A 25,774-nucleotide genomic window follows, 5' to 3' on the forward strand; every position below is an offset into this window, starting at 1 on the left:
ACGAGGGCACCGTAGCGGGTGCCTCCAGTTATCGAACAGTGCCTAGCAGGTCAGAAGTGCACTTTGACCATAGGGGTCGTCCGTATTTTCGGCGCTCGCGAACAGAGTCGACGGTCAATCGATGCGCCACTGCCAGAGTCTGGAACGGTCAAGTGTTTGTTATCCCCCGTCCGGGCCATATTCTCTGCCGAGGACCAAGAAGGCCCTATTTTCGGTGCCCACGAACAGAGCCAACGGTCAATCGATGCGCCACTGCCAGGGTCTGGAACGGTCAAGTGTTTGTGATCCCCTGTCCCGGCCGTGTTCTCTGCCGAACTCGCCCTTGTAGTCGGCACACCAAAGATCGTTAGGGCGACAGCCGTTTGAAAGTGGTGTCCCCGTCGCCCTGTTGCGCCTGCGCTTGCGGCGCTCGACCATGCCGTGGCGGTCGAGCACGGCATGCACGGCCGAGATCGCGGGCCGGTGCACATCCGGATACAGCCGGGCCAGCCGCTCGCGTATCTTCGGCGCACCCCATGTCGGCTTGTCTTGCTTGAGGCGCACAATCAGCTTCTCGATTTGAAACGGAAGCTGATTGGCGTGGCGATAGGGCCGCCGCGATCGGTCCGTCAGCCCTCCAGGCCGCTGTCGTTGTAGCGCGTGAGGATCTTGTAGCCGGTCTTGCGCGAGATATCGAACTCCCGGCAAAGCACCGCCATCTTCTCGCGTCCAGCAGCCGGGCGACGAACTTCAGCCGCTCTTCCATGACGTTACACTCCTTCCAAGGCACCTTGCTCTCCTTGCAAAGGGCCGAAAGTGTAACCCATCTATCCGGAATGAACTGTCACCCATCTCTCGGGAAGGAAAGTCATGGCCAAGGCAACTGGAAGCCGAATTTTCTTTTAGAGTATGAATCAGCGCCGTCTGCCGAAAAGCGCGTCCACGATCTTCCCTTTTGAAACGACCGTGCAGGGCTGGGGCAGACGGTAGTCGAGCACCGCCCATCCGCGTCAAGTCAGGTAGACCTCCTGCCCGTCGCGGAAGAGGCGTCGCTCGGCTGCCTGTATGGAAAGCGTCCCAACCGAAAATTGCGGCTCCGGAAAATGCCCATGGCGACGTGCCACTGCATGGATACGCGCTGAGAGTTCCCCCAGATCGAACGGCTTGACCAAATAGTCGTCGGCTCCAGCGTTGAAGCCCTCGATGCGATGCGAAATCCGATCGCAGGCTGTCAGAATGATGACCGGTGCCGATTCAAGTTCCTTGATCAGCTCCCGCAGATAGTCGATCCCATTGCCGTCCGGCAGGTGAACGTCGAGCAAAATAAGGTCGTAGCCGACCACAGCTGCATAATCGCGCGCTTCGGACAGGTTCTTGGCCCAGTCGACCGCGTGGCCACCAGCCACCAAATGATCGTGCATAGCACTTCCAAGGTCCTTATCGTCTTCAGTGAGCAGTATTCGCATCATGCTGCCGAGCTCCGGTATGAGGGCAAGGCTCCCATCTTATTGGTCGAAGCTGACAATAGGCTGAACCGGCGGCAGCGAATTATTTGGGGAGCTTTCAGGCTGCTGTCAGCTACAACTTGCAAGAAAGGGGTCGTTAACAAAGCCAAACGAAGAGCCCCTATGAAACCCGTCCTGAACTCGGCACTTTTGCTCAATGTGACCCCCGGCGGCTGCATCAGCAAATTGATTTGGGAAACAGGCGCGCCGGTTCTAATGACCGACGCAGGCCGAGGTCTGGAGCTGGACCAGCGAACGGCGTCTTCGGTTTTTCAGGCAACAGCCACATGGAAGAATATGATTGGCTCGACCATGCGCCGAGCTTTGTCGAACGGATTGGTCGCGGGCGCACTACCACAGATTATGGCAGGTTTACGCCCTGGCCTTGACACCCGGGGTGATCGTCACCGGCGGAGCCGCGGCGTACTGATCGGATATCTAACGTCGCTGAGTCTCTCGTCGGTGCAGTGGATCTCTCGGCTTAGCCATCATGCAAAAAACGACGGTTCCGCGACACCACTTTTCAGGTCCGTGACACAGGCTTTGTGAGCCGATCTGTTGTTCTTACCCCAGGCTAATGGCTGAACAGCTCTGTCGCCGGCTCGATGCGCCAGATGGCGCGATGTTTTGAACCCTTTCACGAGGCGACGGCAGCAGCCGACCGGCTCTCCTATCGCGGCTCCCGCGATCCACACACCCAACAAGGGAATCTACCATGGTAATGAAGGCACCGGTTGCCGACGCTAGGAATGGGTCGGTAGTAGATCGGCTGGTCGGCATCGACCTCGCTCGGGGCCTGGCTGTCTTCGGGATGTATGCCGCCCATCTCGGTCCCGACCCCGGCGAAGGAGGACTAGTCGGGTTTCTGATGGAACTAACCCATGGGCGGCCGTCGGCCCTGTTTGCCGTATTGGCCGGTTTTTCAATCCTCCTGATTACAGGTCGCAAGGCGCCGAAGTCGGGGATAGCCGGTAGACAGGCCATCGCCAGAGTCGCAATTCGTGCCCTTGTTTTGCTCGCGCTTGGCTCAATCCTGGGCTGCCTCGGTACCCAGGTCGAAGTCATCCTAGAATACTACGGAATTTGCTTCTTGTTGGTATTGCCGCTCCATCGGCTCAGCGCATATCAGCTGGGCTTGATCGCTGCCGCTACGGCATTAGTTCTCCCGCAAGTCCGTTCCTCCCTTCTGTCGGTTGCCCCCAACCTCCTCGACCCGGTCTTCAACCTCATGGTCAACGGCTACTATCCCGCGGTGACCTGGGTTCCTTTCCTCATCGCTGGCATGGCCATCGCGCGCCTTAATCTTAATACGCTAGCAGCGCATTGGCGCCTTGGTCTGGCGGGGGTCGCGCTGGCCGTGTTGGGCCATGGGGGATCCTTGCTCGCGCTGAGTTCCCGCGCTTTGACTGAAACCTCCTTGTGGTGGTCTGACGTTGACGGCGCTTTTGAGCCTTCCAAGTCGTCATTTATAGTCAAGTCGTCATGGATAGCCGCACCTCATAGCGAAACGACGCTTTCGATCGTGGGCAGCACCGGTTGCGCAATGATCATCTTGGCGGCTTGCATGCTCGCTGTGGATGCGCTCCCGCGTCTGCGAAAGCTGGTCTGGCCAATAATCGCAGTCGGCTCGATGTCTTTGACGGCCTATGTGCTGCACATTGCGGGAATAGCCTATCTTATGAAGATAAACATTTTCAAAGACGAGAGCCTGTCCACGCTCTTTGGCTTCGTTGTGGTTATCAGCACTTTTGCGGTGCTTTGGCTGCGCATCTTCCAGCGAGGACCGATGGAAGTGCTGATGGGTAGGGTCGCAGATCTCGCGCGTCACATCCGCTGAGCACCGCCGCGCCCCGGCCTCCCGATCACATTACGGACAAGGTGGGGCTTTGTCCAAAGCTTGTTCGCGGCAGGGGAGGGTACTTCCTCCCAGCCTGCCGCCTTGTTGATGGAAGCTAAAACGGTCGCGCAGGCGCTAGAGTTGCATCGGCATAATCAGCTTAAACTCGCGAAGTTAAACCCGCGGTTGGTCTATCTCGGCCCGCCTCACCTGAAAGGCTAAGGTATCCGTTTCGGTCAAGGGTTTTAGGGGCCATTTTCGCTGCGCCTTGAGGAGAGCGTTTGCTAGGATGAGGAGCTTTCGCAACAAGATGATGACCTTTGCGGGTTTGCCTGCCGCCTTTAGCGCCTGGTATTTTGCCTTGAGGTCGGGGTTGAAGCGCAGGGCGAAGGGCCGGGCATGTAGAGGGCCTGGCGAACATTGGCCCGGCCGCCCCGGATGAAGGCGCGGCCGCTCCATTTTGCCGAGGCCGGCGAGGCTTGCGGCCTTTGGTTCCGAGTTCCGGCATGTCGATGGTGAGTGTGCAGGCGGTGGCATCCGATGCGCCATATGCTGGTCAGGATTTCGCGGCGCTGGACAGCGTCGGGATCGGCTTTCATGAGGGTAAGCATCGTCTGATCGATATCGCTGAGTTCACGTGGATCTGCTTCCAGCCACTCGTTGTTGTGGCGCCTGAGCAAGGCAAGCGGTCAAGGTCTGGCTCTGGTGCTGGCTGCGGTGCGATCCCCGCACGGGCCAGGTGCCGATCGTGTCGACGATCCACCTCGCCGCGACCAGAGAGCTGCTACTCTCTTCCGCTGTTCATTCTGGCCTCTTCGCAATGAATGTCATAAAATCACCTGTCGCAATTAATGGTTTTTGATTTGGCTCCTACAGCTGGCAGATATCGCCGAGAGTTCCGCAGAGAGCGTCGAAAGTTTTGGCCGCCTTCTTCCGCAGCCGCGCCTTGAGTTTTGAGCAGACCTGTCTTGATCGGGTTGAGATCGGGCGAGCATGGCGGCAGGATCAGGAGCCAGTGCCCCTTTGGCCAACCAGTGGGCGGCGCGTACCTTGCCGACAATCTGGGGTTCCGAACCCGACAGTTGGTTTTCAACCCGACAGTGGCCCGCCTCAGAGCAGGCTACCGCCCTTCGGAGCAGGCAGAAGCTAATCGAGGTTCGCGGGTTCCGGTTTGAATGTGCAGGTCGCTGCGCGCCTGATCTTTCGGTCTGGCGGCACATGACAAAAACTCTCATTTTGGCCGACGATACCCGGTCAGGAGCGGGTATCGCAGTCGAGAAGCGACCCGAGCACGTCCACAAGATGTGCCGAGTTTGCAAGGTGTGTCATTGTTTCTGTCAACGTTCGAGCGACAGCGCACGACGAAACGTCTGGCATACGCCTCGTCTGGCACGCGCCTCGCATATGTTGCAGTTGCTGCTGGAGATCAGGCGATCGAGTGGGCCTTGCAATTTTCCGATTTTGATGCGCCTAAAGTCTCGTGTACAAATCAGGCTGGCGTGAATGGCCTGCCTAAGTTGCGACTTATTACAAAGGAATGGATATGGCGACTGGAACGGTGAAGTGGTTCAACAGCACGAAGGGTTTTGGTTTTATTCAGCCTGACAACGGCGGTCAGGATGTCTTTGTCCACATTTCCGCTGTTGAACGAGCGGGCCTGTCGACCCTTAATGAGGGCCAGAAGATCAACTACGAGGTGGAACAGGATCGCCGCACGGGAAAGTCCTCTGCAGGCAGCCTCAGCAAGGCTGGCTAACGGTCCGGGAAAGCCTTGGCAAGGTTCGTCATCGCCGGAACGCATTGACGGCTCGAAACCCGGGCCGGAGCATGCAAGTTAATGCCGCGGCAGGGATTGCTGGAGCCATCATGAATTACTCTGGAAATGAGGCTCTTGGACGGGAAAGGCGGGGCTCATCCCCGCCCTTTGATTCCGCGCAGATTGGGCCAACGGCTGCTGCGCGTCCGAACGACTGTTGATACGGATTTAGGCTGCGACCTTCTTGCGGGTCCGTTTCGCCGGCGCCGTGGCTGGGGCTTCCGGCTCTTTCGGTTTGCGGCCGAGTCCCATGGTCTTGGCCAAGGCGGAGCGCGCAGCGGCGTAATTCGGCGCCACCATGGGATAATCCGACGGCAGACCCCATTTGGCGCGATATTCGTCTGGGGTCAGACCATAGTGCGTCGCCAGATGGCGCTTTAGCGATTTGAATTTCTTGCCGTCTTCAAGGCTAATGATGTAGTCCGGTTCGATCGACTTTTTGATCGGGACAGCAGGTTTTTTTACAGGCACAGGCTCTTCTGCCGGTATGAGTCCAGCCGTGCCGTTTAGAGCCCCGTGCACTTGGGCGATCAGGGCAGGAAGCTCCCCCGCCGGGACGGGGTTGTTGGAGACGTAGGCTGATACAACATCGGCAGTGAGCTCGATGAGGATGTCGGTCTTGTGGGGTTCTTCTGTCATAAACTTCTCCGGGCAGCTTGAAACACAGTTGGGCGAAGTGTCGCTTCATAGTGGCGGTTGCCGCTGAAAGCAAATGGATCGACGGGTGCGCTGCTCCTCCACCATTGAAGTCTCGGCGACGCATCCCGTCATCGTCCATCGCTAAAGGCAGCGTATTGAATTATGGGAGCGGTCGCGCCCGCCCCACCATAGCGATACAGCAAGACAATCAAAAAAGCCGGTCTTTGCTTGGCCCCAAATCTTTTCTCCTTTCGTGAACGCTGAGCTGCCAAGCTGCTACAGTTCACCTCGCGGGGCAACCGTGCACAACACAGGAGTTGCCCGAGCGATACATTCTTCACTTGCCGCTTATCAGCGCTGGTGATTGCACTTTGCAGCCTGCCTCCGGACCCGCAGCGCTCACGCTGTTGGTTTTGCGCCTGCAGGCGTCGGAAGTCGGATCGCCGCAGCTAATTTCCTCAGGCGGACGAATTCAACAAATCGATTGTTTGGATCGAAGGCATCCACACCATCGATGCCTCTAGAATATGATCCAGCTACAATCACCGTGCTGTAATGGCAGGGACGGCCAGCACAAGCGCGACACGATCCGGCGGGTCCATCGCTGCGTTACGTATTCATGGCTACTGCATCGGGCGCTCGGTCGACCGCCTTAAGCCAGGTCGCCGCATTGCGAGACGGTGACCGGCGAGGGAGAGGGCGCTCTGGCAACGAAGCGAGGCGGGTGGCCTTGCGGGTGGCCGCGTGATGTCATCCGGCTCTCCTGCCGATCTCTGCCGGCCAGATCTGGAGCAACTGTTTTGCATAGATATGGCTCTCTTCAGGGGGCCATCTATGATGGGAGCCGAGCGCGTGTTCGAGCCGGGGAACAGGCTGCGCATGCACTGTGCCCACCTATTGCGATCGTGCTAACCTTGGTTGTTCGGACTTGCCGTTAAAGGCAAGCGACAGATTGAAGTTATGCTGCACCATCTGATTGCCTGGCTCGTTTTCGAGAGCTCGCCGATACAGGGCCTGTGCCGCGTCATGCCGCCCCTCAATGTCCAAAATCACGCCCTTCGCATTCAATGCACGTACGTTTCCTGGGGCTGCAACCAAGACGCTGTCGAGCACCTCAACCGCTTCGTGCGGGCGCTTCTGGCCCACCAAGGCATTTGTAAGTCGTATCGCCGCATCAACATTGTCCGGGTGCTGCTTCACCTCATCCCGCAAAGCCCGCTCTTGAACATCCTGACCAACTTCGCGCAAAATGCGTTCGCGCATAGCCGGATCGATTTGATCGGCGCTGAGCAACTCGGGGGAAGATGTCTCCTGCACGGAAAGAGCCGGCTTTTGCCAGCTGGCGCAACCGCCCAAAGGCAGAATGGCGAGTACGGCAAAAAGAAGTGAGTTCCGGCGCAGAAACATAGGCGATGGAGAAACTGTATTACTATTCATGTTATCTCTCAGTTATCGGGGAGGCGCGTGGCGTTCAGTTAGGAAAGGTGGGACTACTCTAACAATCCGCTGTTCGATCCGTGCGGGAGTGTGACGGATCCTGCGGGGCGAATTGTAAAGTCGGAGGCGAGGTCTTGATAAGACAGCACGGCGAGATCAACCCCGTTTCGCGTCAGAAAGCCGCGGACGAAACGTCGGACATCCATCGACGTCAACAGAATAGGGCGGGTTTGACCCGGTTCTGCGTTCGAAAGGACCTGACGTATCTGTGATAGCATCGCTTCGCTTTGCCGATCCTCCAGTGCGAGATAGGGGCCTGCATCCGAATCTCGAACCGCGCCACGCATCACATCCTCGCTCTCGCGCTCGACGACCAGGGCGGACACGATGCCCTCCGTGTTGGCATGGCGGTGGCAGATCTGTCGCTTCAAACCAGAACGGACATATTCCGTCAGCAGGGCAACGTTCTGCTCACGCTCGCTCCATTCGGCCAATGCCTCCAACACGAGACGGGTGTGGCGGATTGGGATACCTTCCTCCAGGAGGCGGCGCAGAACATCGGCAATCCGAGGAATCGGCGTCGTGCGTAGCACCTCTTTCACAAGCTCAGAATATTCCTGCTCCATTCGGCCCAGGAAATGTCGGGTCTCTTGGATGCCCACCAATCGCGGTGCGTAGCGGGTCAACGCTGCATGGACGCGCAAGGCGAGGAGTTCGCCGGGAGCCCTATGCTCCGTGCCGGCGCCCGTAAGGGCCTTTGCAGGGGTATGTTCAACCGGGAGTCTGTCCGTTTTCGGCTCACGTCTAAGGGGGACACCGCTCGAGTCGACGTGCGCTACATCGGCTCGGAGCGCCATCTGGTTTGGATCTAAGGCGTCCTGTTCGACTGGCACGCCCTCGACATCAATTCGGAATTGCGATTCAGGCAGCTGCTCGTCAACCAAGACAGGGATGCGAGGAACGATAATGCCCAGATCGGCTGTGACCAGGAGCGAAACGCGCCCAATATGTTTTTGCAATTCGGCTTGATCGACCGCCTGCATAAGATCTGGCGCTAGAAAAAATGCGATCGGGAATTCCTTCGCAGGCGCGGCTTGCTTAGGCTCCGCTGCAGTTCCACCTTTCGCATCGGCAGTGCCGGCGCCCAGCACATCAGCCTTGACAATGCTTACCGCAGCGAACACTGCGGCCAGCATCAGAAAGACGGGGAGGGGAAACCCAGGAACGAACCCCATTACAACCAGGACGCCGGCCGCCAGTCGCAAGGCTCGAGTGCTGGCCGTGAGCTGACTGACCATTTCTGTACCGAGGTTGATCCTCGCCGTCCCAGTCACACGGGTGACGATGGTCGCCGCAGTAATGGAGAGCAGAAGGGCCGGAATCTGCGATATCAATGCATCGCCTATCGTCAGCAGAGTGTAGTGATGCAGTACCTCGCCGAAGGACATGCCCTTGGAGAGCAGGCCGATCGAAATTCCACCCAGCATGTTGATGCAGATAACCACCAGCCCGGCGATGGAATCGCCCTTCACAAATTTCATCGCGCCGTCCATCGCGCCATAGAGTTGGCTTTCCTTCTCCAATTCGGCGCGCCGCCGGCGGGATTCGTTGGCATCGATGTGGCCGTTGCGTAGCTCTGCGTCGACCGCCATTTGCTTGCCCGGCAGAGCATCCAGCGTGAAACGCGCCGCCACTTCTGCCACCCGTTCGGCACCCTTCGCGAGGACCATGAATTGCACCATGGTGACGACCAGAAATATGACGAAACCCACCACGATATTGCCTGAAATGACGAAATCGCCAAAAGTATGAATAATGCTGCCGGCCTCCCCCTCGGCCAGGATCAGTCGCGTCGTTGCGACCGTGAGCGCGAGACGGAATACAGTGGAAATCAAAATAACGCCGGGCAAAGAGGAAAAATCAAGTGGAGTACTGACATACAGGGCAACCATCATCAGCAGTATGGCCAACCCCATATTGAATCCTATCAGGGCGTCGACCACCACGACCGGGATAGGCATGACCATCATCGCGACAGCCAGAAGCAGCATCAACGCAACCATTAAATCCGGGCTGGCCGGCGCACGCTTGATGAAGTCACGCAGGACGTTGGCCATCGAGACACCTTTGCAATCGGTTGAGACTTACTCTGCTGTTACGCCATGAAACGTGGCTTTCGAACTCCGAAGGCGCCTCAGCCTTGGCCAGCGCGTGACCCTGCATGAGAGCCACAAGCAGGCGCGAAATGGCTGGGCAGCAAATGTTTCCAACGCAGCCAGCTTGTCAGCACCGAGCGCGACAGGATGTTTGGCTGGCCATAGAGTGCTGCTTGATGGGGCCTGCGAGCTTTCAATATTGGAGAGCAGCAATGCGGCCATTCCTGCTCAGCAGCACACGGCTGTCCTCAATACGTTCGACCACCCATCCATCAGCCAAAATGGCGCCGACAAAATACTTCTCGCTGTCGATGACAATATATGGTTGGACCCCATGCCACACAGCTTCGACCGCGATTGCGGATGGCGCCTTCTCCTCTTTGATGAGCACTCCGTTCACCAGTGTTAGAGTACCCTTGGTGCGACGATCGAACGATTGCTGAAGCTTCTGCCAACTGATGACCGATTCAGACGTGACGGTGCCTTCGGCGGTCACAACACCCTTTGCCGACCCAATCTTGACGTCGAGAAGACCCGCTCGATCGACTTCCTCCTGCAGCTCTTGGGCCGCTGCCTCCGTAAGTTCATTGTCAGCGCGGTGACTGATCGTTCTGGACGCGACTTCAGCCCGAAGTGAATTGGGGCTCGATCCACTTGCATTGCCAAGATAGGAGATCGTGCCTGAAAGCGCGCCGATCCCGAGTGAGCTGATTATGACCATGGCGAGCACACCGATCGGTAGGCGCGGTATGCCGGTCGAACCAGGCGGCTCTGCATCCTGCACGGACAAAGCAATGGACATCTCGCCTACGAGCAGGACGACAGGAAGGGGCACAACAACGGACTGGCCTGCGGCGATATTCCGGTTGCCCTCGATACTGAGTCCGGGTGCAAGCGCCTCCAGTTCGATCGACTTGCCAAGAAGAGTTACACGAAGGTGATGCGGTGCCAGTCCCTGCTCGACAAAGACCAAATCGGCATCGAAGCCGCTGCCGATTAAACACTTTTGAAGATCCGTCTTGCCGGTCAGACCGCAATAGTGCCCCGAACGCACTTCGAAACGGAGGGAAACGGCGTCATCCACAGAGCATCTCTCAAACAGGATAGAAGCCGCATGGCAATTGCCATGCGGCTCATTTCGGGACTACGTCGCGTCAATAAGGAGACGCGCTAGGGGGCAGTCTAAAACCCGCTTCCGACATTACGAAACGCGTTCGTCGGCGGCCTTCTTGATGGTCTGGAGATTGGTCGTTAGAGTGCGCAACTGGACACTCCTTTTCGTCGCCTCCAAGCTAACATTGGTTAGTTCCTGCACTTGCGCCTGAAAAGCAGTAGCATCAGCTCCGCTTGTATTGCCGGGAGTGCCACTGTTAGTTTTATCGGTATTGCCGGCGCTACTGGTATTGGTATTGCCTGATTTTTTATTATTATCAACTGCAGCCATGATCATTCCTTTTTCTGTTGGAGTTGTGCCGTCAATAACGGCCTGTATGACCTCACGCCGGATTTCCCGCGTCAGGCATCTTCTGTGTCATCCAAAGCTTCATCGGCCTCAGCCATCGCATCGTTCGCGAATTGGAACGCGAACGATCGCAGGATACTTTGGAAGGCTTCACTTTGTGCTGCAGACTGTGAGTTGTCTTGAAGTTGATCATTTGAAACGGTCCGGTTATCCGCCCGATCGTTCCCGCCAGCTGCCTTGCCATCATTCCCACCAGCTGGCTTGCCATCATTGCCATCAGCCGGCTTGCCATCACCAGAATGCTCGGATTTCGAATCCCCATGGCCCTTTCGGATCAAGGAAGTCCCGAGGTTGCCAACTCCACTCCCAATTGCTGCTATCATCAGGTACTCCGGCATTTGCCATTGGCGGCGACGTGTTAAAGGTTAGCCTCGATCAAGCTAAGGGCGGGAGCTTTCGAGAACCTGACGGCTTTTGACAAAAACCGGCCAGCGCAAAAACGTATGCTCTGCAGGATGTTGCTCTCGCATCGAACAGTCGACCACGATCTCGGCTGTTCGGCCAATCCCGCCGTCCACGCATGCCGCGACCGAATGGCAGCCGCAGCAGCTCGTTTGCATCCTCGATGCTGTGGTGTCGAACAGGAGACACGGTCCACGTGCTGCATGACCGCAATGACCGTATTCTTGCTGGCTCCACGGGCGCACGCAACGAGCAGGAACTCGGTCTTTGCATCACCATTCTCTCGCCTGCACATCACGGCCCGGCGCGGTGAGCTCATTGGCTTCGAGAAGGTCGGCGACCGTACGAACATGGGATGGTCTGCCGGCTTTGGGAGGCCGGTGCGGATCCTCTTCTCACCATATCGAAAGCTTGAAGCGGTCGGATTTTCTTGCCCTGTTCGTGAGAACTCCCATCGTCAGCTAATCGTCAGCCAAGCGGTCTATCTAGGCCGGCCGTGCCTGACCTTCGGATCCAAAGGTCCCGTCTCGACACTTTTTGTAACTATAGATCGAAATGGTCCGCGTGATACGCAACGCACACGCTTCTCTGAAGCAAATGTGTGACTTTGTCGGTGGCGAACGAGAGGAGTGACGCATCAATAAAATCGTCAGGCACGTGTCTAGGAAGGGGAGCTAGCCGAGTTGGTCTGATTTCATTCGCTGTTCCTGGAAATCGGCGGACTGAAGCGCTGATAATCTCAGGACATCGATGGCAACGTTGCGAAAGTCCTGTGAGCTCGGGCCAATCTTGGCCTGCTACTGAGAAGCACTTTGGCGGGAACATTACGCCGTCGCGGGTCTGGCTGACCGTGACGTTAACCGAAAGATGCCGCTGGTCTCGTCAGCCGCCAGCACAATAGCAGCACATTCTCGCCTACTACGGAGACGCAATATGAAGGGCATTGGCCGACCACGGAAATCGCAGGCTGAAACTGGAGCCAGCCGCGCGGGGCGGGCGAGCAGTTCCCTTTCGCAATCAAGTCTTGCTGCGGGAGAAGGTGGACAGTCATTCGATTCCGTTGTGGAGCAGATGCGCTCTGGGGACGCCGATAGGAGGCCCTCCTCCCTTCCAGTTGCGCGCGGTCCAGGCGATGCCCGCGAAAGTCTGCCAGGCGCCTCGATTGGCGAAGATCAAATCCTGAACACACCGCCACGTGGAGCCGCTGCGCCACCACGCGGAACCGTAGCGCCACGTGGCGCAGCCGCAAGGCGGCGCGGTTCTCCCTCCATGTCTGAGGGCGAAGCCATGGCGCCGGTCGGTAGCCAACTATCAACCGCGCAGGTGGAAGGCACCAGCTCATCGTCAAATAAAGATATCAGTCCGACACAGCTCAGAATGAACAGTCTTGTTCAACAACTGACTGATTGCGAGGCTGCGGCCAGGAAAACCGACGTCCCCGAGGAGGCGGTGGAGCTGATCAGTGGGGTCGTCGATGCAGCCTCAGCAATTCTGGAGTACCGCGCTAGCCTGCCTGCGGCTGAGGCGCAGACAATTATGCCAGACGACAAGGTGCGTAGATGTTGCCAGATCGTGTGCGACGCCGCGAATGAAGTAGACAAACTTGGCCTGTCGACGATCACGAAATTGGACAAAAAGACCAAGAAAGCGGCAGGTATGGTCGATAAACTCTACTCCTACTCCCAGGCGGACCGGCAGGAGCTGTTGATTTTAAATGTGGAGAACCACCATACGGCGGCAATTAAGTGGTGGGAAAAAAAGGCATGGCGCTCCGAACGGCAGCGATCCGCCTGCGCTGCCACCGCTAGCCTATCCAGTGGAACGCCCGTGATGCGGGAAGCCGAGCGGTGCGCACTGCGGCTGCGTGCCGGCTCGGTACTGAGTGTCAGGATCTGGCTGGTCCGTGAGCGGATCGGTCTTGCGCGGGCCAAGATTGAACTGCGGGCGAGCAGGTTCGAGCCAGATTTGAAGGAACTCCTCGTCGGTCGAAATGGAGTGGTGCAGCTGATGGCAAGCGCCGCTCAAGAAGCTCTTCGCGCCCTCTCTTTGGCGAAGGGCATAATGGATGATGGCAAAACACTCAACGCTCATGATTGCGCGGTTGTAGAAAAAATCATGGAGCGGCTTTCGGATTTTGGATTGGCGTTGCACGAGGTGCATACCAAGCTAAGCCATACCTACCCAGATGCCGGCCTCCCATTGAAACTGTTCGAACGGATCGTGGACGATGCATGGATCACTGCGCACGATGCCATGCACTTGTTGAACCTGCAGTCTCCGCCGTCAGCCATCATGGCGCCACAGGCCCAGGCGGGCGCTGCGATGCCGGCCAGGGCAGGCGCTGCGATACCGGCTGACACTGCTGGTACGGCTGCAGTGTCAGAAGGCACTACAGCGCGAAGGAAAGGGAAGTCAAAGCATAAGTCGGCAGCTCGCGCCGGGACTTCTGCCGCCGGGCAGCCATCAACACCAGTCGCTGCGAACGCCGGCACAGTGCCAGCAGCCAAGGTTCTCGCGCGCTCGGATCAAGTTGCGAGTACACAGGTGAGAGCGCAAGAGGTGGCTGCGAGTTCGTCGGGGGCAGGCTCGACAATCGGGGGCGCCGCGTTGTCAATGGAGGTATTGACGGAGCGGCTCAAACGATTGGACGAACTTTTGCAGTTCGATCTGGCCGGTCAGCAAAGCGTCGTCTCCCAAGTGCGCCAGATGAAGCCTGAGGAGGCCGGTAAGGTCGTGGACGATGTGGCCCAGTACCTGCGAGCCCAGGCCATTGAGATGCAAACCTGTCTCGCCGGGTTGCAGGGGCGTAATGTACGCCTGCTACTCACCTCCACCCAGCTACCCAAAGTGCACGAACGCACAGACCAGCTCAAAGGGTTGCTGAACATGGTGCTGGGACAGGCCAACGCATTGAATGAAGGAAAAGCCGGCATTACGACTGATTGCATGAAGACCTACGCATTTCCGGCGCAAAAATACCTGGAACATTTGTGCAATGCCGACGAATTGATGCCGCCGGAGGCACCGGTCGCGCTGCGTGGCGAGCCAGGAAAGCTGTTTGAGATGAAGCTGCAGCCCAAGATGCTGGTCAATGGTGCGATGCCGAGCCCGATGTGGGTGCACATCCACACGAGTCGCCCCGTCATGGCCAGAAACTTGGAAGGGCTGGCTGATTCCGAATTCACCGCTTGCCACGTTAAATCCAACGAACAGCGCGGCTACAATCGAGAGCGAGAGGAAGCCGATGCTAGGTCCGGTCGCGAGAAGGTCATAATTCATCGCGGCAAACTCACCCCCGCTTTCTGTAAGTCCTTGTTGACCTCAGGGCTTGGCCGCCAACCACGCCATTCGCGTGCCGAGCTCCCGTCGGCGCAGGCTGCATGACAGGGCACTCAGAATGCGGCCGGCCACGCTGTGAGTCAGCGAGCATTTCTCCTGGCCAAACCGCGAATGCCGCTGCGCGAGTTGCGGTCCGGCGATTGGAGTCGATCGGCTACCGTCAGGGCCGATTTGCGATGTCGCGTTACCGGCTGTTGACGTGGCGGCGTATCTTGCCTCCCATCCAACTTATCGCCGAGATCGCGCCGCCAAGATCGAGGCGGAAGGTCTTCCTGCGAGCGCGGAGCAGGCATAGCCGATCCGATCGGGATCGGCGCATCGCAACGACCCAACGGTGTGGTGGAGAAAATTGGATTCGGGAGAGCTCGGTTCCAAGAGGCGGAGTTCCGGCCCGAATACAATCCGCTCGCAAGCACCCACGATGCGCATCCGCAGTTTATTGTCTGGGAGATGGGCTGGATTGCTCGGCGGCGCTGGCGCTAAGGCGGGGCTGTCGCCGGACAATTAGCATTCACTGCCAACAGCCTTGCAACCGTCACCAGTTGCAAGGCTCGGCGGCGGGTCGACAAATCACATGAAATCGTCGTCGGACCCGCTATCGCTGCTGTCGCTATCCTCGGTTTTGTGGAGATAGAGTGGAGGTTTGCCTGCACGCTGCCACTCACCGGCACTGTTCTTCGTCCATTTGTCGGGATGCTGCGTAGGGTCAAGCACCAGGTCGCCATGATCCACTTCAACAAACCCCATCGTCTGCGCGCGCGCTTGTGCTTCCGGATTAGCCGCACGCCAATTCAGCAACGGTCGGTCGCCGTCTATCCGAAGTTGATGCTCCAGCAGAATATCGCCCGCATTTTCGACGAGCGGATGGGCGACTTGAAGATCCACTATGGAAGTGACCTCAGTTCGACCAGGAAATTGTTCCCGCCAACTTTCCGATTCGAACTCGTTCATGCTGAATCCGCCTTCCATTCTCAGCAGTCCGGCACTCCGGTCTCCCAATTGGTAACTGAAATATCGCGCGTGCTCCGTATCTCGACGGATGCCATATTGCTGAGCAACGTCCGCGGTGCGCCTGGCTCGTGACGATACGAACTCCGAATACTCTTGAGGATTGTCGGCGATGTGCGTGATTTCATCACCATGAAATTGCCTCACCTGTCTCCTGAAGGAAGTCCTGTTGATCTCCACCACAGGAGGTCGGGAATTGAGGGAGTATGCTTGGGGAGCCGCCGATGATGAGGCGCCGCTACCTTCCGATCCGGATAAGTGCATTCGGGCAAATGTGTCCGCGAACCCTTCGCTTCCTGCATCCGATTGCTCGCCGGCATTATGCGCGCGGTAACTATCGGATGAGCCACCAATTCGACCATACATGACGATTCGTACTCCTATGTTTCGCAACCGAGCTCAAGTTAGCACGGCTGTTCAACATAGGGCGCTTAGTTGACGACTAGCTGACGAGGGCATTCCAACGGCTGCACCAATCAAATCCGCACTGCCGGCCTCAAAACCTCGGACTGCGCCACGCACCGGCCAGCAGAGGCTGCAAGGTCATGCCCGGAGGACTTGCCGTAGTTGCTGGGTGGCAGATCCGAGGGGAGTGATTGCCCCAGGCCCGCGGTTGCGCGGTTGGCCTGACAGAGACACTGGGGCACGGATGGCCAGCCGACATTTGCCACTAGCATGGAGCCAGGTCAGTTTTGAACTGGGCAGTCGTGGACTTCCATGACTAGGCCAAGCCTGCGGCAAAGAATGCTTTCGCGACAGGCTGGAAATATTGCATAGGAACCGCGTGGCCGAGTTTTGTAGTGCCTATCAGCTGACGCGCTAAGACATGGTCATGGACGATCGTCAGGCGTAGTGCCCGCGCCTCGCTCAACACATGTGAAACGCGCTCACCTTCGGCACGGCAAACTAAGAACGGCACCCCGGTTTCACCGCGAACGTAACGCAGACCGATCAGGACCGCCCTTCCTGTTAAGACCAGCGTGGCGCGATGCACGCCAAGCGCAGGCTCGTCGGCCGCCTCCTCGCGGATGCGACGCTGTTCACCTTTCAACTCTGGCGCTCCTTGCTGATCCTTCGACTCGCGCGTCACTTCGGTATTGGTCATGCGCATTTCGCGCAGATACAACGCGCGCTGGAGCAGAAGATCGATCAGTCCGCCGACCAGCAGTGCGCCGGCGCCAATTCCCATCAGCAATTTTGTCTCCATAAAGATGAGGCCAACACAGCCCATGCCGCAGATCGGCAGAGGGACCATTGTCTTCCACATCCCGAGAAGGACAATGGAAAAGGTTGCGCTGAGAACCAATACCTTGAACATGGTCTTGCAGACTTCGACCATGGAACGAGCAGACCCCAAGCGCTTCAGCCCTTCAAAGGGGTCAATTTTCTTAAAGCTGAGCTTCATCGGCTCCAGAGAGAAGACAAATCCACCATTGGCTAGCAGGCTGGCCAAAATCACCGCGGCGACAAGGGTTCCAAGCAGCGGGCCAACAGCCGCGACTGTGAGTTGGACGAGCACAACCAATGCCTGCGGCACCGCGGTATCGAAAGGTAGGCTCTGCAACTTGGTGGCTAATAGGAGCGCTTCCCGGCATTTGTCCTCGATCACGCTGCCTCTTAGCCAAAGGTAGCCGAGCCCAGCGCAAGTCCCGACCGCGCGGACGAAATCGGAGCTACGTGGCAGCTGTCCTTTTTTGCGCGCTTCACTTAACTTCTTCGGGCTGGCGGCGTGTGTCTTCTCTTCACTTGTGTCGCTCATGGCAGCAATTTGTCGAACCACTCCAGCACGCCGTTGGCACGTGTGACCTCCAGTTTCATGCTCTCCACCAGATAGGCAGCGTAGGTGACCATGAGAACTGGAAAGACAATGTTCTTGATTGCCGGAGACAGTTGGCTCGCCTTAAATTGCGGGGCAAAGCGACGCAGCAGCATCATCGATATATCAATCAGTATCAGGAAGAACACGACAGGCCCCGAAACCAATAATGCCGTGCGCATTATGCTGTCGAGAAGCCCCAACAACTCCATTGCTCCTGGCCCGCTCAGTGTCGGGTGAAACTGATACACCGGCCAGATCAAGTAGCTGCGGTACAGGACACTGATCAAAGTTTCCAGGCCTCCTGATCCGACGAATATGGCAATCGCAGTGATCCCCAGAAAAACGCCCATCGCGGAAGCCTGACTGTTCGTCGCGGGATCGGCCGAAGCGGTCGGGCTGCTGATGCCGCGTTGGTTGTCGATAAGCTCCCCGGCAGCCTGAAGGCCCCAAAGCGGAATGCCAAGAAAAGTGCCAAGGAGTACACCGACAAAAACTTCCTTGAATCCGAGCAGGGTTAGCTGGATCAGGCGCGTATCAGGATCCAGCGCCGGCAATCCGCCGCTGACGTGTGCCAGGCATGGTAGTGCGAAGCCAACAGCCAAACAGCCCCGGATCAGCCCACTGATCTGCGAGCGTGTGAATACGGGAAAGATCAGCATGATGCCCATCGCGCGGGCTGCCCCAAGACCTGCCGCAACGACGAGTTCGAAAGCCGTCTGGATCAGAATTTGAATATCGGCCGATGGCGCGTCCATGGGGCGGACTAGTAGCTAAGTGTCATTGCGGGAAACTCGGTGAAGATCTGATCGGCTAGCTCTATGAGCGGGGCGCTTAGCACAGGAGCAAACAGCCCAATCACCGCGACAACGACCAGAAGCTTCACGGTGAGCGGCAAGCTTTCATCCTGGATCTGCGTCGCCGCCTGGAGGATGCCGATGACGAGGCCGACAACCACTGATGCAATGAGCGGCGGTAGAATCCAGATCATGAAAACCACCAGTGATTGGCTCATAAGAGTAATGATGCTGGATTCAGTGATGATCAGCCTCCCGGTAACGTATAACTCAGCACAAGCCCATGCATCAATTTTGACCAACCATCAATGGCAACAAACAAGAAGATCTTGAACGGAACAGATATAACAGTTGGTGAGACCATCGACATACCCATTGCCATCAAGATAGTTGTCACTATCAGATCTATAACAATAAAAGGCAGATAAAGTAGAAATCCTATCTCAAATCCGCGCTTCAATTCTGATAGCAAGAAAGATGGTACAAGTATTGCAAAGTCATCAGGCGTGGCTGCAGCGTGCATTTCCTCTGGCCAGACCTTTTCTGTCGAAGATAGGAAAAATCGCCGCTGCTCTTCATTTGTGAATTTCTTGAGATGCTCGCGCAAGGGCTCACTTCCGGCTTTAGCGGCGCTTACCCAGTCGTCGAATGTCTGATAGTGGAGCTTGGGATCCGACATGCGGTCATAGGTCTGCTCAGCAACGGGCGCACTAACGAACATAGTGAGGATCATCGCCGCGGCGTACAGCACCACATTGGGTGGTATGGTCTGGGTCCCGAGCGCATTGCGGACGAGGAAAAGAACAATTGATACCTTTACAAAGGCCGTTGTCGTGGCAACTGCTAAAACCAGCAGACCGAGTCCGGCGGTAACCGCAAGAAGCGCCAGGATTGTCGGCTGAGCTTCACTCATTGCATGCAAACCCGCCACGGAGCCTGATGCCCAGCTCTTCTCCGATGCGGACAATGTCGCCACGCCCGATACGCTGACCATTGGCCACTATGTCGACCGGGCCGTCGATCGGCCATCCAAGTTCAAAAATATGCCCTTCGCCGGCACTTCTTAATTCCCCAAGAGAAATAGGCCAGCGGCCGCATTCAAAGACAAGCACGATCTCGACATCGTCGAGATCCTTAGTAAGCTCCAGTTGCGATCCGGGTTGTGTCATATGCGCACTCTCCAAAGGACACGGTCGCGGGCGGAAAGGCCCCCGCAAGATTAATTCATCGCCGTCAAGATCCGCCTCGGCGCACAACTGGCCGACAGCTAGGGTGATCTGGCCGCGGCCGAACGGCGCAATATCGGGCAACAATGCATCACCGACACATGCGCTTCGAAGAAGCGCCGCAGGAAGGCGAAGCGTGCCGACCTCTCCTGCAACAATGAGCGGGAGCTCTGGAGGCAGCCCGCCCAGCTGCCGCGGCAACTGGGCAAGCAGTTCGCCTAGCGCGCGAAACGCAGGCGGTACTAAGCCGTCAAGTGGCGTGAACAGGAATAGACGGCCCTTGCCCTTGACCGCGCCGAAAATGATGTCGAGTTCAAGATGAGGAGCCAGCATCGTGGCTTCGCATACCCGCACGAGTTGCACGTTCAGACGCGTCGTCTCCTCCAGTCGAGTGACAAGCGGCTCCAGAGCGAGTTCGAGAATTAGCGAAGCAGTTGGCTCGGAAGGGAAGGCCAAGCCGTTCTGCACTGTCGTGATGAACTCCTCTACGAGCGGGCGCGACAGTGACAAGATGACCGTTTCGGCTCCCACTCTCCAGACGCAGTCAAGCATCGGAATGGCAGCAGGTTCCTGCTGCCAGACAAGCCCTGCCGTTCGCACCGATAGCGGCACCTCGTTGATCCGGCTTTGAAACGGCGTGCGCGGCGCTGCTGTATCATTGAGCCACGAGACAACCGTGTGGGACAGTTTCAGAACTGGTTCGAACATGGCGGGTGTGACCGCAGCGCCTATCAAAGACTGCACGGTCGTGTCATTCGGACGACCTCTTGCGACCGTCGGATCCGGTTGCGCGGCATTTAGGCAAGCGACCCCCTCGCATATTTCAGCAGTATCTCATCGTCGGCCTCGATCTCGGCTGCGGCCTCCGAATGAGTCTCGACGGCGCGCCGCACGTCGTCCTCGATTTGTTGCCATTTGTCCCTTGCCGCCGAACATATGACCCATAGCTCCCTCGTCCTGGACGCCGCCATCTCAGCCTCCTCTTGAGCGATTTGGGTATCATCAAGCATCTGCCGTCTGGAATTGATCTCAGCGGCAAGTTGTTCAGTGTGAAGGCGGTGACGGTCGAGCGCTGCGCTAGACAAGTTGTCGAGTGACATCAGATGCTGATAGAGCGCTGCTTCTTTTCTTGAACAATGTTGCTGTATCATTGCAAGCTCCCTAGAGGCATTTTGTACGGCTGAGGCGGCCACATCGCGCTGGGCTTCCTTCTTGGACAGCTCGCCAAGGGCACGACGCTCTTGCATTTCCTTCAGAAGCCGTATACTCGAAGACTGAATCCAGTTTACGCGGTCAGACGCGACATCCATGCGACCGTCTCCTCGAAATCTGACGCGTCATCTTCGCTCTGGCGCAGAAACTCCCTCAGTTCGTCGATTGACGCGACAGCCCGGTCAGTCAGGGGATCTCCACCTGGCTTGTATTCGCCAACATTGATCAAGAACTCGGTCTCGGCATAGCGCGACAGGAGCTCGCGGAAAATGGATGCTGCCTTGCGATGTGTCCCCGAAACGACTGCATCCATGACGCGGCTGCGACTCTGCAGCACATCAATAGCGGGGAAATGCGATCGCGCCGCAATAGCGCGTGAGAGGATGACATGGCCATCGAGAATACCACGCGATTCCTCGGCGATTGGATCACCCGTGCCATCACCCTCTACAAGCACCGTATAGAAGGCCGTGATTGAGCCCCGCTCACCCATGCCGGCGCGCTCGAGCAGGCCTGGCAGCATGCCAAAAACGGAAGGAGGAAAGCCCCGTCGCGTCGGCGGCTCACCCGCAGCAAGGCCTATTTCGCGCATAGCGCGGCAGAAGCGCGTCAGCGAATCCAGCATGAGAGCAACGCGTAGGCCTTGATCGCGGAAATATTCCGCGAGCGCAGTCGCCATTGGAGCGCATTGCGCACGCTCTACCGCCGAGCGGTCGGATGTTTCAACCACGACGACCGTACGGAGAAGGCCCTCTTCACCAAGATTCCTTTCGATGAATTCACGAACTTCCCGTCCACGTTCGCCTATGAGCGCCACTATGACGACGTCAGCGGCGGCACCCTTTACGATCTGTGACAACAGCGTCGACTTGCCACCACCTGGCTCGCCATAAATCCCGATCCGCTGGCCCTCGCCGCACGTCAGCAGACCATCGAGGACACGGACCCCAAGCGGGAATGGCCGCTCAATCATGCGCCTCGTCATCGGATTGGGGGCTCTGCCATGCAGGGGCCGAGTTTCGACGGTCTTGATTTCGCCTTTGCCGTCCAATGGGCGGCAACGACTGTCGATCACGCGACCGAGCAAATCGCCGCCGACGGGCACCTCACGCATTCGGCCAGTGGCCACGACCTCTGCGCGGCTGGATAGGCCCACCAAGTCCCCGATCGGTGTCAGCAATACACCATCACCCGACAGGCCGATCACCTCGGCCTCGAGCGACAGCCCGGTTCGCGGGTCCTCTAGGAGGCAAAGTTCCCCAATACGAGTGTCTGGCAAGACGGCATGAACCAGTGTGCCGATAGCCCGCGTGATCCGACCGCGCACCGCACGCGTGTCAATTCGCTTGGCCGCAGCCCTCAAAGACGAGATTGCTGGAACGAGAGCTCGAGTGTGGGCGTCAGCGTTATGTTCTGGGACGGGCTTTCTCATAGCTCGCCTTTCTCACAGAGCGTCCCGAAACCAAGGCGCAGCGCGCGCATCTGGGCGTCAAGTCCAAGGTCAACATTGCCGTACTCGCTCCACAGCACGCAGCGTTGCGGCGACAATGTCGGGTCGGGCTCGATCCGCACCCTTGGTCGACCATCCTGGCCGTCGCATCGAGCAAACTCTCGTGCAAGCATGTCGACTTGCATGGGAGAAACATGAAGGCAAACGTCGGCGCCGCTGTATTGACACTCTATGGCGTGACGAACAGCCCTCACCAATAGCTCGCCCGGATCGAAAGCGCCGATAAGATCGCTCAATATTTCCATCACGAGCTGCGGCAATTCCTGCTCCAGAGCCGCCTTTCGTCGCGCGATTTCGGAGATTGTCTCCGCAATCAACCCTGCCATCTCCTCGGTGCCTGCATTCGAGCCCTCCATGTGGCCGCGCGCCCACGCCCGCTGGTAAACCGCGCGTGCCCAGTTTCGAACGCGCTGCCGATGCCGTTCTGCCGCGGCAAGGGCTTGCGCGGCGCTGTGCCAGGTTTCGAGCTCGCTCGCGGGTATCAGTGGTCCGACTGGACGCATCTGCGGCGCTATTGGCCCCTCGGAAAGTTCGACTGTCATTTCACCGGGGTCTCTGTCTCAAAATGAGCTACTACAAGTGAAAGCAATTGGCCGGCGGCGGTCCAATGCTCATGTGCTGGAGTCTCCGCGGCAGTCCCCTCGGGCAATCGAAGAAGCACGCGGTTACGCTCGGTCGCTGAACTGTCCTGGAGCCAAGCTCCAAGACATGCGTGTCCATCGTATTCGATTTGCTGAGCGAGTTTTTCTGGGTCCGAGATCAGTCTTTTGTCAACAGCATGCAGCAGGTGTCGGATTCCGAATGCGTGTGCATCCACGCCGATGCGTTTAACAAGGATGGCAAGCTCAGGCTGAGAGACAAACGCGACCAGCGAACGGGCATGCCAGATACTACCAGCAAGAAGGGTCGCTCGATATGGATCATGCCCGCGTAGAAGGTCCGGCCTGCAGCCGATGTGGTTCAGATCCACGTCATCGTTGCCCAGCAATTCTGCCAGCCTTGGATGCAGTCTGGAACACTTCTGCAACTTCACTAACGTTTCGGCCGATAACGCTGGATCAAGACGCGCCGCAAGACGGGTTGGATGGGCCGAAGCCGCAAGCTCGCTCGCGCCCGGAAAGTGCGGACCATCAGGTCGGGCGGTCTGTATAGGCATTGGCAATGAGATGTCACCCACGTCCAATTGCAGGCATTCTTTTGCGAATGGCCTCGACAGCAGAAGCATCCCGGCGCCCCTCGACCTTGGAAACGCCGGTTGATTGCTTGCGCCGACGCGTAACAACGCCGATCAAGAGATAACAGGCCACGGCGAATACGGCTGCGGCAAAACCTGTTACGGTCGCCAGAAGTGGCGCAGGAAGAGGTAGTGATGCTTGTGGCAAAACAGCAGTCGGATCGGGCCGTTGCTCGTGTGCGGAACGTTCTACCGGCACCAAAACCACTTCCACCTTATCGTAGGACAGGCCTTCGATGCTGTCGGCTACAAGCATCTTTATCTTTGGCAGCAGAGCCGCGACATTTGTTTTTGCGTCGTGCCTGATAAACACCGAGGCCGAGGATGGCGTGGCACCGGCTCGCACAAGGTCGTTATGCGGCAGCACGACGTGAACACGTACAGAAAAAACGCCATCGATATCGCTGATCGTCCGCGACAACTCTTCGCTCAGGGCATACACGTAACGGGCACGCTCTTCGGTCGGCGAGGCAATCAGGCCTGATCCTTGGAATATCTCACCGAGGTTCTTGAAGGATTGGCGCGGCAGCCCCTTGGCGTTCAGAAGGTTGATTGAGAAGGCGAGCAGCTTTTCGTCAACCTGGATCGTGCTGGTTCCATCCTTGGCGACCACCCGGATCGCGGCGACCCCGTTGTCTTCAAGAAGTGCGAGCATTTCATTTGCCTCACGCTCTTGCAATTGCGTGTAGAGGTCGGCTTTGCAAGCAGTGAGGGCGACGAGAACTGGCAGCATGACAAGTCTAACCGACCGCCACCCTGACAGGCCACGCATGATTTCGCCCTCGGCCAAGCCAATCATGCGCGCGGTTCAGCCTTCCTTCAAAAGTTTATTCACGGATGATGTGACGCCGCTGACGCCTTTGGAGATAAGCGCCACCTGGGTGACGCCGTTGTAAACATCCCGAAGACCAGCCATCATCGTTTCGAAGTCTTGCCCTTGTTGGGGAATGCCCGAGATTCCGGTTCCCGCCTCACCTGGAACGGGAAGCTTCTGCGCCGGTCCCGGTAGAGCGCCCTTCGAAAGGGCTATGTCATGGTCGAGCGCGGGGAAGGAAACAGTGTTGTGTGGATATAGGGAGGAAATCGTCTGCAACACGCGATCGCCCATGCCGCTCGTCGGCGCAGCCGCGCGCTGAACATCCATCGCCGCAGCAACTGGCGCCGCACTCGCTGGCCCCGCGGCGGCATCGTTTTTCAGCGAGTCGGCTGCATGCCCTAAGGCGCGCTCAAACTGGGCCTGCTCGACAATCGACGGTGATCCGACCCTGGGGAGGCCAGCCGTTAGAGTGGCAGAGATCGACGTGACAGGCATCATCATGTAAGGACTCGGTTGCTCTCTCTGACCGGGCGAGCCCCGCCCATTCATCACCCGGTGTCGGCGCAACACTCCTAGGGGGGCAAGCTGACAACAAGCTGACTAACGGCGGCGTCATTTCGACAATCTAAAATCTCTTCGGCAATTTAGTCACTTGTGATGATTTCAGCGTTTGGTTTATCAGTGCGACATGCCGAGAACGCTTATCCAACCCGTCACCCTGCATGTTTTGAGACTTCTTTGTGCCGGGTTTTTTCTGTCCACCGGGATTCACCCGGCGCATGCAGTCCCGCTGTCCCTTCCGGCGACACCCTATAGATACACGGTTCTGGATCAGGAGCTCGCTGCAGCGTTGCAGGAATTCGGCAACAACCTGAATATCAGGGTCAACATCAGTCCTGCGGTGAAGGGGCGAATTCGCGGACGTATGCCTGATTTGCCACCGCGCGCGTTCCTCGACCGCTTGACGAACCTTTACGGTCTACAATGGTACTATGACGGCCTTGTGCTCTATGTGTCTGCTGCACAAGAATCGCAAACTCGAATGCTTTTGATGACGTCGATTCGCTTCGATGCGTTCAAGGGGGCTCTCGACAAGCTTGATATCTCCGACGAGCGCTATGTGGTCAAACCCGTGCCAGGCAATGGCCTCGTCTTCGTTTCCGGTCCACCGCGCTTCGTCGCACTCGTGGAGCAGACCTTTAACGGCTTGGTGGCGCAGGCGCAGGCGCAGACTCACATAGCGGCAACGCCAAAGGAATCAGTGCTGATCTTGTTTCGCGGCTCCTCCACTACGGTCGTTCGCGACGGACGACCGGATGCTTCTTATTCTTCTGACATCCCACAACAGGATAGCGTTGGCGGGAAGCCTGAGCTGGGCAAGAAATGAACATTGAGGATTTCCCGCAGCTCTGAAGAACATGACTGCGGCTACCCCTTTGTGAACTCTTCGCAAACTCGTCAGTTTCTCGAAAGCTAATCCGCTCATGATGAGTCCCGGCAGCTCTCGCGGTGACTCCGGCCA

23 protein-coding genes and 1 pseudogene are annotated in these 25,774 nt (G+C 57.7%); 4 read left to right on the forward strand and 20 right to left on the reverse strand.

Annotated elements, in window-relative coordinates; all coding sequences use genetic code 11:
• Positions 1–312: 312 nt before the first annotated feature.
• Positions 313–745, reverse strand: a pseudogene (locus tag QAZ47_RS06935) (helix-turn-helix domain-containing protein); the annotation flags it as partial.
• Between the two features lie 244 nt (positions 746–989).
• The gene (locus QAZ47_RS06940; RefSeq protein ID WP_224570033.1) at positions 990–1,448 is read right to left on the reverse strand and encodes a response regulator transcription factor; all 459 of its coding nucleotides are present in this window, start codon (positions 1,446–1,448) and stop codon (positions 990–992) included.
• Positions 1,449–2,199: 751 nt separating this feature from the next.
• On the opposite strand from QAZ47_RS06940, the gene QAZ47_RS06945 reads away from it, so the two are divergent.
• Together QAZ47_RS06945 and QAZ47_RS06950 are read left to right on the forward strand one after the other, a co-directional pair.
• Entirely contained in the window at positions 2,200–3,321 is a 1,122-nt protein-coding gene (locus tag QAZ47_RS06945; RefSeq protein ID WP_063169274.1) for a DUF418 domain-containing protein, read from the forward strand.
• Between the two features lie 1,543 nt (positions 3,322–4,864).
• Positions 4,865–5,077: a cold-shock protein gene (locus QAZ47_RS06950; protein WP_008874821.1), complete on the forward strand. Its 213-nt coding sequence runs from the start codon at positions 4,865–4,867 to the stop codon at positions 5,075–5,077.
• Positions 5,078–5,305: 228 nt separating this feature from the next.
• Here QAZ47_RS06950 and QAZ47_RS06955 read toward each other — a convergent pair whose 3' ends face one another.
• The 6 genes from QAZ47_RS06955 to QAZ47_RS06980 all read right to left on the reverse strand — a co-directional run bounded on the left by QAZ47_RS06955 (position 5,306) and on the right by QAZ47_RS06980 (position 11,214).
• On the reverse strand, positions 5,306–5,776 hold the full coding sequence (locus QAZ47_RS06955) for a MucR family transcriptional regulator (protein ID WP_024505385.1): 471 nt from the start codon (positions 5,774–5,776) through the stop codon (positions 5,306–5,308).
• A gap of 894 nt (positions 5,777–6,670) precedes the next feature.
• Complete coding sequence (locus QAZ47_RS06960; protein WP_082826568.1) at positions 6,671–7,213, reverse strand: tetratricopeptide repeat protein; 543 nt, start codon at positions 7,211–7,213, stop codon at positions 6,671–6,673.
• Positions 7,214–7,266: 53 nt separating this feature from the next.
• A complete protein-coding gene (gene sctV, locus QAZ47_RS06965) occupies positions 7,267–9,330 on the reverse strand; it encodes a type III secretion system export apparatus subunit SctV (protein WP_063169272.1) in 2,064 nt (687 codons plus the stop codon).
• 232 nt (positions 9,331–9,562) lie between these two features.
• On the reverse strand, positions 9,563–10,453 hold the full coding sequence (locus QAZ47_RS06970) for a hypothetical protein (RefSeq protein ID WP_024505382.1): 891 nt from the start codon (positions 10,451–10,453) through the stop codon (positions 9,563–9,565).
• Between the two features lie 117 nt (positions 10,454–10,570).
• Positions 10,571–10,813: a nodulation protein NopA gene (locus QAZ47_RS06975; protein ID WP_224570034.1), complete on the reverse strand. Its 243-nt coding sequence runs from the start codon at positions 10,811–10,813 to the stop codon at positions 10,571–10,573.
• Between the two features lie 71 nt (positions 10,814–10,884).
• Entirely contained in the window at positions 10,885–11,214 is a 330-nt protein-coding gene (locus QAZ47_RS06980; RefSeq protein ID WP_081714433.1) for a hypothetical protein, read from the reverse strand.
• A gap of 1,348 nt (positions 11,215–12,562) precedes the next feature.
• Here QAZ47_RS06980 and QAZ47_RS06985 point away from each other — a divergent pair.
• Complete coding sequence (locus QAZ47_RS06985; RefSeq protein ID WP_224570035.1) at positions 12,563–14,677, forward strand: hypothetical protein; 2,115 nt, start codon at positions 12,563–12,565, stop codon at positions 14,675–14,677.
• Between the two features lie 525 nt (positions 14,678–15,202).
• Here QAZ47_RS06985 and QAZ47_RS06990 read toward each other — a convergent pair.
• The 12 genes from QAZ47_RS06990 to QAZ47_RS07045 all read right to left on the reverse strand — a co-directional run bounded on the left by QAZ47_RS06990 (position 15,203) and on the right by QAZ47_RS07045 (position 24,753).
• Positions 15,203–16,006, reverse strand: a complete 804-nt coding sequence (locus QAZ47_RS06990; RefSeq protein ID WP_024505378.1) for a hypothetical protein — start codon at positions 16,004–16,006, stop codon at positions 15,203–15,205.
• Between the two features lie 355 nt (positions 16,007–16,361).
• Positions 16,362–17,399, reverse strand: coding sequence for an EscU/YscU/HrcU family type III secretion system export apparatus switch protein (locus QAZ47_RS06995; RefSeq protein WP_024505377.1), 1,038 nt, complete (start codon positions 17,397–17,399; stop codon positions 16,362–16,364).
• Positions 17,396–18,214: a type III secretion system export apparatus subunit SctT gene (sctT, locus tag QAZ47_RS07000; protein ID WP_063169270.1), complete on the reverse strand. Its 819-nt coding sequence runs from the start codon at positions 18,212–18,214 to the stop codon at positions 17,396–17,398. Before sctT ends, QAZ47_RS06995 begins: the two co-directional genes overlap by 4 nt.
• An 8-nt stretch (positions 18,215–18,222) precedes the next feature.
• Complete coding sequence (locus QAZ47_RS07005) at positions 18,223–18,498, reverse strand: EscS/YscS/HrcS family type III secretion system export apparatus protein (protein WP_024505375.1); 276 nt, start codon at positions 18,496–18,498, stop codon at positions 18,223–18,225.
• Positions 18,499–18,500: 2 nt separating this feature from the next.
• Entirely contained in the window at positions 18,501–19,166 is a 666-nt protein-coding gene (sctR, locus tag QAZ47_RS07010) for a type III secretion system export apparatus subunit SctR (RefSeq protein WP_029354851.1), read from the reverse strand.
• A complete protein-coding gene (gene sctQ / locus QAZ47_RS07015) occupies positions 19,159–20,187 on the reverse strand; it encodes a type III secretion system cytoplasmic ring protein SctQ (protein ID WP_095769044.1) in 1,029 nt (342 codons plus the stop codon). The genes sctR and sctQ overlap by 8 nt, the downstream gene beginning before the upstream one ends.
• Before the next feature lie 89 nt (positions 20,188–20,276).
• A complete protein-coding gene (locus QAZ47_RS07020; RefSeq protein ID WP_063169269.1) occupies positions 20,277–20,789 on the reverse strand; it encodes a hypothetical protein in 513 nt (170 codons plus the stop codon).
• On the reverse strand, positions 20,765–22,123 hold the full coding sequence (gene sctN / locus QAZ47_RS07025) for a type III secretion system ATPase SctN (RefSeq protein ID WP_063169268.1): 1,359 nt from the start codon (positions 22,121–22,123) through the stop codon (positions 20,765–20,767). Before sctN ends, QAZ47_RS07020 begins: the two co-directional genes overlap by 25 nt.
• Complete coding sequence (gene sctL / locus QAZ47_RS07030; protein ID WP_024505371.1) at positions 22,120–22,743, reverse strand: type III secretion system stator protein SctL; 624 nt, start codon at positions 22,741–22,743, stop codon at positions 22,120–22,122. Before sctL ends, sctN begins: the two co-directional genes overlap by 4 nt.
• Entirely contained in the window at positions 22,740–23,426 is a 687-nt protein-coding gene (locus tag QAZ47_RS07035) for a nodulation protein NolU (RefSeq protein WP_210326671.1), read from the reverse strand. The genes sctL and QAZ47_RS07035 overlap by 4 nt, the downstream gene beginning before the upstream one ends.
• On the reverse strand, positions 23,371–24,234 hold the full coding sequence (gene sctJ, locus QAZ47_RS07040; protein WP_024505369.1) for a type III secretion inner membrane ring lipoprotein SctJ: 864 nt from the start codon (positions 24,232–24,234) through the stop codon (positions 23,371–23,373). Before sctJ ends, QAZ47_RS07035 begins: the two co-directional genes overlap by 56 nt.
• Before the next feature lie 9 nt (positions 24,235–24,243).
• Positions 24,244–24,753, reverse strand: a complete 510-nt coding sequence (locus QAZ47_RS07045; protein ID WP_024505368.1) for a nodulation protein NolB — start codon at positions 24,751–24,753, stop codon at positions 24,244–24,246.
• 187 nt (positions 24,754–24,940) lie between these two features.
• On the opposite strand from QAZ47_RS07045, the gene QAZ47_RS07050 reads away from it, so the two are divergent.
• The gene (locus QAZ47_RS07050; protein ID WP_024505367.1) at positions 24,941–25,639 is read left to right on the forward strand and encodes a secretin N-terminal domain-containing protein; all 699 of its coding nucleotides are present in this window, start codon (positions 24,941–24,943) and stop codon (positions 25,637–25,639) included.
• The last annotated feature ends 135 nt before the right edge of the window (positions 25,640–25,774 follow it).

The organism is Mesorhizobium sp. WSM4904 (assembly GCF_029674545.1).
Taxonomy (GTDB): domain Bacteria; phylum Pseudomonadota; class Alphaproteobacteria; order Rhizobiales; family Rhizobiaceae; genus Mesorhizobium.

Bases quoted from the DNA above. Each gene is read 5' to 3' on its own strand.
- QAZ47_RS07035 (WP_210326671.1), bottom strand. From the start codon at position 23,426: ATGCTTCTGCTGTCGAGGCCATTCGCAAAAGAATGCCTGCAATTGGAC.
- sctJ (WP_024505369.1), bottom strand. From the start codon at position 24,234: ATGATTGGCTTGGCCGAGGGCGAAATCATGCGTGGCCTGTCAGGGTGG.
- QAZ47_RS07050 (WP_024505367.1), top strand. From the start codon at position 24,941: ATGCCGAGAACGCTTATCCAACCCGTCACCCTGCATGTTTTGAGACTT.
- QAZ47_RS06950 (WP_008874821.1), top strand. From the start codon at position 4,865: ATGGCGACTGGAACGGTGAAGTGGTTCAACAGCACGAAGGGTTTTGGT.
- QAZ47_RS06945 (WP_063169274.1), top strand. From the start codon at position 2,200: ATGGTAATGAAGGCACCGGTTGCCGACGCTAGGAATGGGTCGGTAGTA.
- QAZ47_RS07020 (WP_063169269.1), bottom strand. From the start codon at position 20,789: ATGGATGTCGCGTCTGACCGCGTAAACTGGATTCAGTCTTCGAGTATA.
- QAZ47_RS06955 (WP_024505385.1), bottom strand. From the start codon at position 5,776: ATGACAGAAGAACCCCACAAGACCGACATCCTCATCGAGCTCACTGCC.
- QAZ47_RS07045 (WP_024505368.1), bottom strand. From the start codon at position 24,753: ATGATGATGCCTGTCACGTCGATCTCTGCCACTCTAACGGCTGGCCTC.
- sctV (WP_063169272.1), bottom strand. From the start codon at position 9,330: ATGGCCAACGTCCTGCGTGACTTCATCAAGCGTGCGCCGGCCAGCCCG.
- sctN (WP_063169268.1), bottom strand. From the start codon at position 22,123: ATGAGAAAGCCCGTCCCAGAACATAACGCTGACGCCCACACTCGAGCT.
- QAZ47_RS06985 (WP_224570035.1), top strand. From the start codon at position 12,563: ATGTCTGAGGGCGAAGCCATGGCGCCGGTCGGTAGCCAACTATCAACC.
- sctL (WP_024505371.1), bottom strand. From the start codon at position 22,743: ATGACAGTCGAACTTTCCGAGGGGCCAATAGCGCCGCAGATGCGTCCA.
- QAZ47_RS06990 (WP_024505378.1), bottom strand. From the start codon at position 16,006: ATGTATGGTCGAATTGGTGGCTCATCCGATAGTTACCGCGCGCATAAT.
- QAZ47_RS06995 (WP_024505377.1), bottom strand. From the start codon at position 17,399: ATGAGCGACACAAGTGAAGAGAAGACACACGCCGCCAGCCCGAAGAAG.
- QAZ47_RS06975 (WP_224570034.1), bottom strand. From the start codon at position 10,813: ATGGCTGCAGTTGATAATAATAAAAAATCAGGCAATACCAATACCAGT.
- sctR (WP_029354851.1), bottom strand. From the start codon at position 19,166: ATGAGTGAAGCTCAGCCGACAATCCTGGCGCTTCTTGCGGTTACCGCC.
- QAZ47_RS06960 (WP_082826568.1), bottom strand. From the start codon at position 7,213: ATGAATAGTAATACAGTTTCTCCATCGCCTATGTTTCTGCGCCGGAAC.
- sctT (WP_063169270.1), bottom strand. From the start codon at position 18,214: ATGGACGCGCCATCGGCCGATATTCAAATTCTGATCCAGACGGCTTTC.
- sctQ (WP_095769044.1), bottom strand. From the start codon at position 20,187: ATGTTCGAACCAGTTCTGAAACTGTCCCACACGGTTGTCTCGTGGCTC.
- QAZ47_RS06940 (WP_224570033.1), bottom strand. From the start codon at position 1,448: ATGATGCGAATACTGCTCACTGAAGACGATAAGGACCTTGGAAGTGCT.
- QAZ47_RS06980 (WP_081714433.1), bottom strand. From the start codon at position 11,214: ATGATAGCAGCAATTGGGAGTGGAGTTGGCAACCTCGGGACTTCCTTG.